The organism is Aeromonas sp. 602658 (genome assembly GCF_049173005.1).
In the GTDB taxonomy this organism is placed as follows: Bacteria; Pseudomonadota; Gammaproteobacteria; order Enterobacterales; family Aeromonadaceae; genus Aeromonas; species Aeromonas veronii_A.
Genome location: NZ_JAAKRF010000059.1, coordinates 1 through 8,343 on the forward strand (window position 1 = coordinate 1; position 8,343 = coordinate 8,343).

Genomic DNA, 8,343 nt, shown 5'->3' on the forward strand with positions numbered 1-8,343 from the left:
CACGGGGTGTGCGGCATTCTCGGCGCCCTGCTGACCGGCGTCTTTGCCAGCCCGGATCTGGGCGGTACCGGGGTGTGGGACTATGTCACCAATCAGGTTGCCGAGGGCTACTCCATCCTGACTCAGGTGAAGATCCAGGCTATCGGGGTCGGTGTCACCCTGCTCTGGTCCGGTGCCGTGGCGGCGATTGCCTTCAAGGTGGTCGACATGCTGGTGGGCCTGCGGGTGAATGGCGATGCCGAGCGGGAAGGGCTGGATGTCACCTCCCACGGCGAGAAGGCTTACAGCATGTAATCCCGAATGCCAGACAACAAAAAACCGCCGGGATCGGCGGTTTTTTTATGACTCGAGAGCTGCAAAGCCTGAGTTCACACGCTTAGTTCACGACGGCCACGTTGATGCTGCCATTGCCCTGGGTCATGCGCACACGGGCGCCAGGGGTGAAGGTGGGGCTGGCTTTCTGCACGACCACGATGGCTTCGCCGTTCTCTTTCTTGATCTCCAGCTCGACGCCGTCGACCTGATTCATCTTGTTGCCGATGGCGTTGCCTGCCGCTGCACCGGCGATGGCGCCGCCTGCGGCTGCGATGTCGCGTCCGGTGCCGCCACCGACTGTGCTGCCCAGCAGGCCGCCGACTACGGCGCCGCCAATGGTACCCATCAGGGAGTTCTCATCGGCCTGGATCTTCACCGGGCGGGTGGAGATGATGGTGCCGTAGCTGACGGTCTGCACCTGTTTGGCGCGGTCTTTGGTGTAAACATCGCCAGAGTAAACGTCACTGTTGGCGCATCCGGTGATGGTGGTCGCTGCCAGCAGGGCAATAAGGGTCATACGCTTCAACATGGTGGGCCTCCTGGGCTGAACGTAATTTGAACAATCCGGTTGATGAGTGAACTTTACTCCAACCCCGTCACACATGAAATCGGCAAAATGTAACCAATTATGCGTTCTGTAACCGGTTTTGTCCTTGAATCGCAGCTGTACCGGAGAGGGTTTTAACCAGCAGCAGACGGTCTTCTCCGGGGCCGAAATAGTCGGCTACTTCCGCCTGCAATGTGTAACCGAGCCGGTAGTAGAGCCGCTGGGCCGGATTGGCCGGATCGACCGTGAGTCGCAGTTCGCTGATCTGCAGCGCCTGCTGGTTGGCCTCCATCTGGCGCATCATTCGCTCGGCCAGACCAAAACCGCGCGCCTCGGGCAGTACCGCCAGCGAGAGCACCCAGCCTTGCGATCGCTCCTGACCGAATCCCCCCAGCACATAACCCACCAGCTGCCCCTCGTATTCGGCCACCAGCAACAACTCGGGCCACAAATCCATCGCCTGACGGAAGAAGAAGGCGGGATAGACATCTTCGCCAAACACCTTGGCATCGATCTGCCAGATGGCGTGCATGTCATTGTGGGTGGCGGGGCGTAGCAGGGGCGGGTTGTGGTGCATCAGGACTCCATCGGCAGCAAACGGATCGGCAACGCCGCTGACCTTGGGGTCAACGGCAAAAAAGGAGTCATAGGGTAGTGGTCATCCCCTGCCGGATGCAAGGGATTGGCGGTTATGGCGGCAGGGGGCGGCTCTGGGGCAGTTTGGGAGCCTTGCGCAAGCCGTCGAGCAGGTGGCGGAGGGTGAGCCAGGGGTGGCGTAGCAACATGCGCGGGCCGCTCCACTTCATCACCTGCTGGATCTGTTTGCGCATCGCCGGTGCGTAACAGTGGATATTGCAGTTGGCGCAGGTGGGTTTGTGGCCGTGGCCATAACGGCAGCGACGTAGGCGCTGATAGGCGAAATCCCGCAACTGGCGACAGTGGCGGCAATGGGGATCCTGATGATGGTGCTGGCAGTAGAGGCGGATCATGGCGCTGACCGTCTGCTGCTCGCGCATGAGTCTGGGATGGTCACTCGCCTTTTTGCTGGCTGCGGCGTGTGAGCCCCGGGCTGGGCTGGCATGATGACTTTTCATGGCCGCCATTCTCCTGACCTGCTCGCTTTGGGTGTTGATACAGGTCAAAAGGGGGGATAAAAAACAGGGCCCGCAGGCCCTGTGTCATCAGATGAGGCTGGTTGCCTGCTCCAGCCAGGTGAGATCCTCGCCCTCGAGCAGCGGGCTCAGGCGGCGGAACACCTCGACATGGTATTCGTTGATCCAGCGGAATTCGGCCGGGCTCAGCAGGCTGCGGTCGATCAGGCGGGTATCGAACGGTACATAGGTCAGACGCTCGAAGCCCAGCATCGGCAGCTCGCCAACCTGTTCCAGCTCGGTCACCACCACCAGGTTTTCGCAACGGATGCCAAAGCCATCTTCACGGTAGTAGCCCGGCTCGTTGGAGAGCACCATGCCCGGTTGCAGGGCAACCATGCTCCCTTTCGGCGCGATGCGCTGGGGCCCTTCGTGGACACTCAGGAAGTGGCCGACGCCGTGGCCGGTGCCATGGTCATAGTTGTAACCGGCCTGCCACAGCGGCATGCGGGCCAGCACGTCGAGCTGGATACCGGCGGTGCCACGGGGGAAGCGGGCCTGATCCAGCGCGATATGGCCCTGCAATACGCGGGTAAACATCGCTTTCTGCTCGTCGCTCACCTCACCCACCTTGATGGTGCGGGTGATGTCGGTGGTGCCATCCATGTATTGGCCACCGGAGTCCAGCAGATAGAGGCTGTCCTGACCAAACGCACGGGGAGTGCCGTTGGTGTGGTGGTAGTGGCACATGGCGGCGTTGGGGCCGAGTGCCGAGATGGTGTCGAAGCTCGGCTCGACGTAGTGCTCCTGCTCGCGGCGGAACGCTTCCACCTGATCGGCCAGGGTGCCTTCATCCACTCCCTCGAACTCGCCGGAGGCAACCAGCCGATCCAGCCAGGCGAGGAAGCGGGTCATGGCCACGCCATCGCGCAGGTGAGCGGCACGCATGCCGGTCAGCTCGATCTCGTTCTTGCACGCTTTCGGCAGCATGGTGGGGTCTTGCCCTGCCACCAGAATGGCGCCCGCCTCTTCCATGACGAGCTGGGTCCAGGCGTTGGCGCTGTCCGGATCGGCCAGCACCTTCTGCTGATCTTCACCGATGCGCTGCAACACGTCGCCCAGCTTGTCGATGGGGTAGACGGAGACATCCTGCCCCACGTGTTGGGTGAAGGCGAAGCAGTCAATTTTGTCGGTATCGACGAAGAAATCCATGCTGGTGTTGGCGTAGAGCACCGCAAAGCCCAGCACCACCGGCAGCCGGTCGATGTCGCGGCCACGCAGGTTGAGCAGCCAGTTGATGGGCTCGGCCTGGGTCAGCAGCACTGCATCCAGCCCGCGCTTGCGCAGGTCGGCCGCAAGCTGTTCACGTTTGGACTGGCTGGACTGGCCTGCCAGCTCCTCGCTGTAGAGGATGACCGGGCTCTTGGTCGGCTCCGGGCGATCGCGCCAGTTCAGGTCGATGGGGTTCTGCTCGACGCGGATCAGCTCGATACCGCGGTCGGCCAGCACGGCCTTGGCATTCTTGTACCAGGTCAGGCTGTGCAGGCGGGCATCGAAGCCAACCCGGGAGCCTGACGGCAGCTGCTCGGCCAGCCACTGCACATGAGGATTTTCAATGAGGTGGAGGAATTCGAACAGTTCGGCGGGGGTTTGCATCCGCGCCTGCACCGTATAGCGACCATCGACAAAGAGGGCTGCTCGCTGGGCCATGATGATGGCGACCCCGGCAGAGCCGTTGAAACCGGTGATCCAGTCAAGCCGCTCGGCATAGGCGGGGATGTACTCGCCGAGGTGCTCATCATCGTGGGGGACGATAAATGCGTCCAACTCCTGCATGGCCAGCTCGGCCCTGACTTGGGCGACGCGGGTTTCAATTATCTCGAAATTATTCATGTCGTTAGTGCCAGATGGTTGCTATATGAGTGTTCAGTTTTTATGGCCGCTGGCCAGGATCCGCTTGATCGACTGACCTGCTGCTTCGATATGCTGCCTGAGCAGCACCACCGCCTCGTGCTTGCGCCGGGCGCGGCACAGTTCCAGCAATTGGGCGTGTTCACGCTCCGCCTTGTCCACCCCGTCGCTGGCAAACAGCAGCTCGAAGCGGACATAGCGGTCACAGCTCAGATTGATCTGGGCGATCAGGTCAAGTGCCTGGGGGCGACCGGCTGCCTGATAGAGGGTGGCGTGAAAGCTGTGGTTCAACTCGGCCCAATGTTCGATCTGGGTGCCTGACTCCAGGGCGTGATCAAACTGGGCGAGGATCGCCTCCGCTTGCGCGAAGGTGGCTTCCGTCATCTTGTCGACGGCGTGGAACAGGGTATCGGCTTCCAGCAGCGCTCGCAAATAAAAGAGCTCTTCAATGGCCGAGGCGTCCAGCATGGTGACCACGGCGCCGCGATGGGCTTCGAACTTCACCAGCCCCTGCGCTTCCAGCTGCATCAGGGCTTCGCGCACCGGGATGCGGCTCACCGCCAGCTCTTTGGCAATGGCATCCTGACGCAAGGGGGCGCCAGCGGGGAACTCCCCACGGAGGATCCGGCCACGGAGGTTTTCCATCACCATCTGGGTTCGGGTCTTGTAGGGTGGGGTCATGGTCGGGTCACGATTGGGCGTTACAGAATTGTATATTGTATAAAGTTTGGCTGAATCTACCCCGTCAGGGCTGGCAAGGCAAGGTTTAGGGGGCTGTTGCTGCGTGGTTGGCGGCGTTCGGGGCTGCCATAAAACAAAAATGCCGGTCAGCATGGCTGACCGGCATGATGTCACTGATACGAAGCGAGCCTGTTACAGCTGCGGACCTGCAGCAACCAGACGCTTGCCCTCTTCATTATCGGTGAAGCGCTCGAAGTTCTTGATGAAACGCCCTGCCAGATCGACGGCCTTGGCATCCCACTCGGCTTTGTTGGCGTAAGTGTCGCGCGGGTCGAGGATCGCCGGGTTCACATCGTGCAGCGCGGTCGGGATCTCCAGATTGAAGATTGGCAGCACCTTGGTCTCGGCCTTCTCGATGGAGCCATCCAGGATGGCGTCGATGATGGCGCGGGTATCCTTGATGGAGATGCGCTTGCCGGTGCCATTCCAGCCGGTGTTGACCAGATAGGCTTCTGCACCTGCCGCTTCCATCCGTTTCACCAGCTCCTGGCCGTACTTGGTCGGATGCAGGGAGAGGAAGGCTGCGCCGAAGCAGGAGGAGAAGGTCGGGGTCGGCTCTGTGATGCCGCGCTCGGTACCGGCCAGTTTGGCGGTGAAGCCAGACAGGAAGTGGTACTTGGTCTGCTCCTTGGTCAGCTTGGAGACCGGAGGCAGCACACCGAAGGCGTCGGCAGTCAGGAAGATCACCTTGGTGGCGTGACCTGCCTTGGAGACCGGCTTGACGATGTTGTCGATGTGATAGATGGGGTAGGAGACGCGGGTGTTCTCGGTCTTGGAGCCATCATCGAAGTCGATGGTGCCATCGGCAGCAACGGTCACGTTCTCCAGCAGCGCATCGCGGCGGATGGCGTGGTAGATATCCGGCTCGGCCTCTTCGGAGAGCTTGATGGTCTTGGCGTAGCAGCCACCTTCGAAGTTGAACACGCCGTGGTCATCCCAGCCGTGCTCGTCATCGCCGATCAGCTGACGCTTGGGATCGGTGGAGAGGGTGGTCTTGCCGGTGCCGGAGAGGCCGAAGAAGATGGCCACGTCGCCGTCCTGACCCACGTTGGCAGAGCAGTGCATGGAGGCAATGCCGCGCAGGGGCAGGAAGTAGTTCATCATGGAGAACATGCCCTTCTTCATCTCGCCACCGTACCAGGTGCCACCGATGAGCTGCATCTTCTCGGTCATGTTGAAGGCAACAAAGTTCTCGGAGTTGAGACCCTGCTCCTTCCAGTTCGGGTTGGTGCACTTGGCACCGTTCATCACCACGAAGTCAGGCTTGAAGGTTTTCAGCTCTTCCTCGCTCGGGCGGATGAACATGTTTTTCACGAAGTGTGCCTGCCAGGCCACCTCGGTGATGATGCGCACGGCCAGGCGGGTGTCCGGGTTGGCACCGCAGAAGCCGTCTACCACAAACAGGCGCTTGCCGGAGAGCTGTTTGGTGACCAGCCCTTTCAGATGTGACCACACTTCGGGGGTAATCGCTTTGTTATCGTTTTTACCCTGGTCAGACCACCACACAGTATCCTGGGTAGTGGCATCTTTGACGATATATTTATCTTTCGGAGAGCGGCCGGTAAAGATACCGGTGTTGACGTTGACGGCGCCCAGTTCGGTGACGACGCCGCGCTCGAACCCTTCCAGGTCAGGGCGAGTCTCTTCAGCGAAAAGCTGCTCGTAAGAGGGGTTGCGAACGATTTCCTGGCTGTTTTTGATGCCGTACTGGTCCAGTCCTAATTGTTGGGCCAGGGTGGGTTCTGCCACGATTGTCATTGTATTCTCCTGGGTTCAGAGGTTTGTAGGGTTCTATCTGACGTTCATCCTATCACTTAGGTGGTAGAGTTTAGCGATCGCCATCAAACTTTATAAAATAGGGTATTTTTTTGTTATTAAAGTTAAAGGCGGGTTTTGCCCGCCTTTAATTAGTGTAACTTGTTTGCATCATTGCCGGGAGCCCTGCTGAACAGGGTTTCGACATCGATCCCATTAAATTGGTACTGGGCGCCGCAATAATCACAGTGCATGTCGATCTTGCCGAGCTCCTGCACCATCTCCATCACCTCTTCCTTTTCTATCTGCAGCAGGGCTCCTTCGCAGCGCTCGCGGGAGCAGGTGCAGCGGAACTCGACCGCCTGCGGATCGAACACCCGCACCTTGTCCTGATGGTAGAGACGGTAGAGGATCTCTTCGGCTTCCAGACCAAACAGCTCTTCATCCTTGATGGTGCTGGTGAGCTGGGTCAGGTGCTCGAAGTCGTCGCTGTGATCCTCGCTCTGGGCTGGTAGTTCCTGCAGCATGATGCCGGCGGCGCGGGGTTTCCCTTCATGGTAACCGGTACGGATCCACAGCTTGGTCGCCAGCTGTTCGGACTGGGCGAAGTAGTGCTCCAGACAGCCAGCCAGGGTGTCGGCGTCCAGCGCGATGATGCCCTGATAGCGTTCGCCCTGTTCCGGCGTGATGGTGATGACCAGCTGGCCGTTGCCGATCAGGCTCTGCAGTTTGTCGTCGCTCGGCAGCTCGCCCTCATAGCGTGCCACGCCGCGCAACTGCTGGTTGTTGTCACCGTTGATCACGGCCAGACGCACCGGGCCATCGCCCTGCAGCTGTACGGTGATGGAGCCTTCAAACTTGAGGGTAGCGGTCAGCAGGCTGGTGGCGACCAGCAGCTCGCCCAGCAGCTTTTGCACCTGCACCGGGTAGTTCTGGGCTTCCACCACGTGGCGGTAGGTGTGATCCAGCTGGACCAGCTCGCCACGTACTTCGTACTCTTCAAACAGATAGCGATACAGCAGATCTTGGTTGCTCATCATATATTCCTGAGTTCTTCGGTGAGGTAAATCGGACGCAGTGACCGCCTGTGGCCGTCACTGCGCTATCAAATCGGGGTCGGTCAGTACTGCTTGACCTTGAGCAGCTGACGCCGCTCCTGCTTGTCGGGGCGGCGCTCGGGGCTTGGGGCAAACTGGCTGTTGAAGCGGCGTGCCTCGCTGTTTTCAGCCCGTTTTTTCAAGCTTTCGGCGGTCTCTTCATAGAGCTGCTGGGCGAGCGGTGCCGATTTGCGCTGATCGCTCAAGGCCAGCACCCGCACTTCCCGCTCATCCTGCCCCTGCCAGAAGCGGATCAGCGCACCCACTTCCACCTGTTTGCCCGGTTTGCTGCGCTGACCATTGTAGTGCACCTTGCCGCCGTCAATCTGATCCCGCGCCAGCGAGCGGGTCTTGTAGAAACGGGCCGCCCACAACCACTTGTCGAGACGAACCTCAAGGGCGCTTTCCGGATGATTGGCCATGAACAGGCTCCATAACGGGGAAAAGAGGCGGTCGATTATACCAGAGCCCGGGGGCGGGATAGAAACCGGGCAACCGCCGTGCGGGGCACAAACCATGTCAAGGTGATGCAACATATGGGCAGTTTGCTGATTAACAAGGGAATGGCGCTGGTTTATCGGGTATTCATGGGGCAGGGAGGGCCTTCATACCGCGCATATAACACTGCCGCCCCTGTTGGGGGCGGCAGCGCTCACATCCATCGATCATGTCAGAGTCAGAAGTGATCGTGCTGATCCGGCTTCTTCTGGTCGTGGGGGCCTTCGCTGTGGGCGATGGCGGTGCGGATGAGATCAACCCCGGCGCGGATAATCAGCACCCCCATGTTGACCAGCTTGACGCATACCCACATGAAGGTGATGAGCAGGATCAGCTTGAGTACGGTCTGGAAGGCCTCCAGGAAGTTCTGCTCCAGCTGGGCGGTGAG

The 8,343-nt window shown here is 60.1% G+C and carries 8 protein-coding genes and 2 pseudogenes; 1 reads left to right on the top strand and 9 read right to left on the bottom strand.

The genetic code is table 11. The features are described 5' to 3' along the window. Positions 1 to 294 (top strand): annotated as a pseudogene (locus G5253_RS20290) (ammonia channel protein); the annotation flags it as partial. Positions 295 to 376: 82 nt separating this feature from the next. Here the strand turns inward: G5253_RS20290 and G5253_RS20295 are convergent. The 9 genes and pseudogenes from G5253_RS20295 to G5253_RS20335 form a co-directional block, all read right to left on the bottom strand. Then, positions 377 to 844: a glycine zipper 2TM domain-containing protein gene (locus G5253_RS20295; RefSeq protein ID WP_069554244.1), complete on the bottom strand. Its 468-nt coding sequence runs from the start codon at positions 842 to 844 to the stop codon at positions 377 to 379. Positions 845 to 941: 97 nt separating this feature from the next. Beyond that, positions 942 to 1,439, bottom strand: a complete 498-nt coding sequence (locus G5253_RS20300; RefSeq protein WP_005356536.1) for a GNAT family N-acetyltransferase — start codon at positions 1,437 to 1,439, stop codon at positions 942 to 944. 112 nt (positions 1,440 to 1,551) lie between these two features. Next, positions 1,552 to 1,956 carry a nitrous oxide-stimulated promoter family protein gene (locus G5253_RS20305; RefSeq protein WP_421204149.1) on the bottom strand — a complete coding sequence of 135 codons (405 nt, stop codon included), beginning with the start codon at positions 1,954 to 1,956 and terminating at the stop codon, positions 1,552 to 1,554. An 87-nt stretch (positions 1,957 to 2,043) separates the two neighbouring features. Further along, positions 2,044 to 3,846 carry an aminopeptidase P family protein gene (locus tag G5253_RS20310; RefSeq protein ID WP_421204151.1) on the bottom strand — a complete coding sequence of 601 codons (1,803 nt, stop codon included), beginning with the start codon at positions 3,844 to 3,846 and terminating at the stop codon, positions 2,044 to 2,046. A gap of 33 nt (positions 3,847 to 3,879) precedes the next feature. Next, on the bottom strand, positions 3,880 to 4,545 hold the full coding sequence (locus G5253_RS20315; RefSeq protein ID WP_058056336.1) for a GntR family transcriptional regulator: 666 nt from the start codon (positions 4,543 to 4,545) through the stop codon (positions 3,880 to 3,882). Between the two features lie 192 nt (positions 4,546 to 4,737). Continuing rightward, entirely contained in the window at positions 4,738 to 6,363 is a 1,626-nt protein-coding gene (gene pckA / locus G5253_RS20320; protein ID WP_266134595.1) for a phosphoenolpyruvate carboxykinase (ATP), read from the bottom strand. A gap of 149 nt (positions 6,364 to 6,512) precedes the next feature. Beyond that, positions 6,513 to 7,397, bottom strand: a complete 885-nt coding sequence (hslO, locus tag G5253_RS20325; RefSeq protein ID WP_266134596.1) for an Hsp33 family molecular chaperone HslO — start codon at positions 7,395 to 7,397, stop codon at positions 6,513 to 6,515. Between the two features lie 83 nt (positions 7,398 to 7,480). Then, the gene (gene hslR, locus G5253_RS20330; protein ID WP_216952790.1) at positions 7,481 to 7,879 is read right to left on the bottom strand and encodes a ribosome-associated heat shock protein Hsp15; all 399 of its coding nucleotides are present in this window, start codon (positions 7,877 to 7,879) and stop codon (positions 7,481 to 7,483) included. Positions 7,880 to 8,133: 254 nt separating this feature from the next. After that, positions 8,134 to 8,343 (bottom strand): annotated as a pseudogene (locus tag G5253_RS20335) (hypothetical protein); the annotation flags it as partial.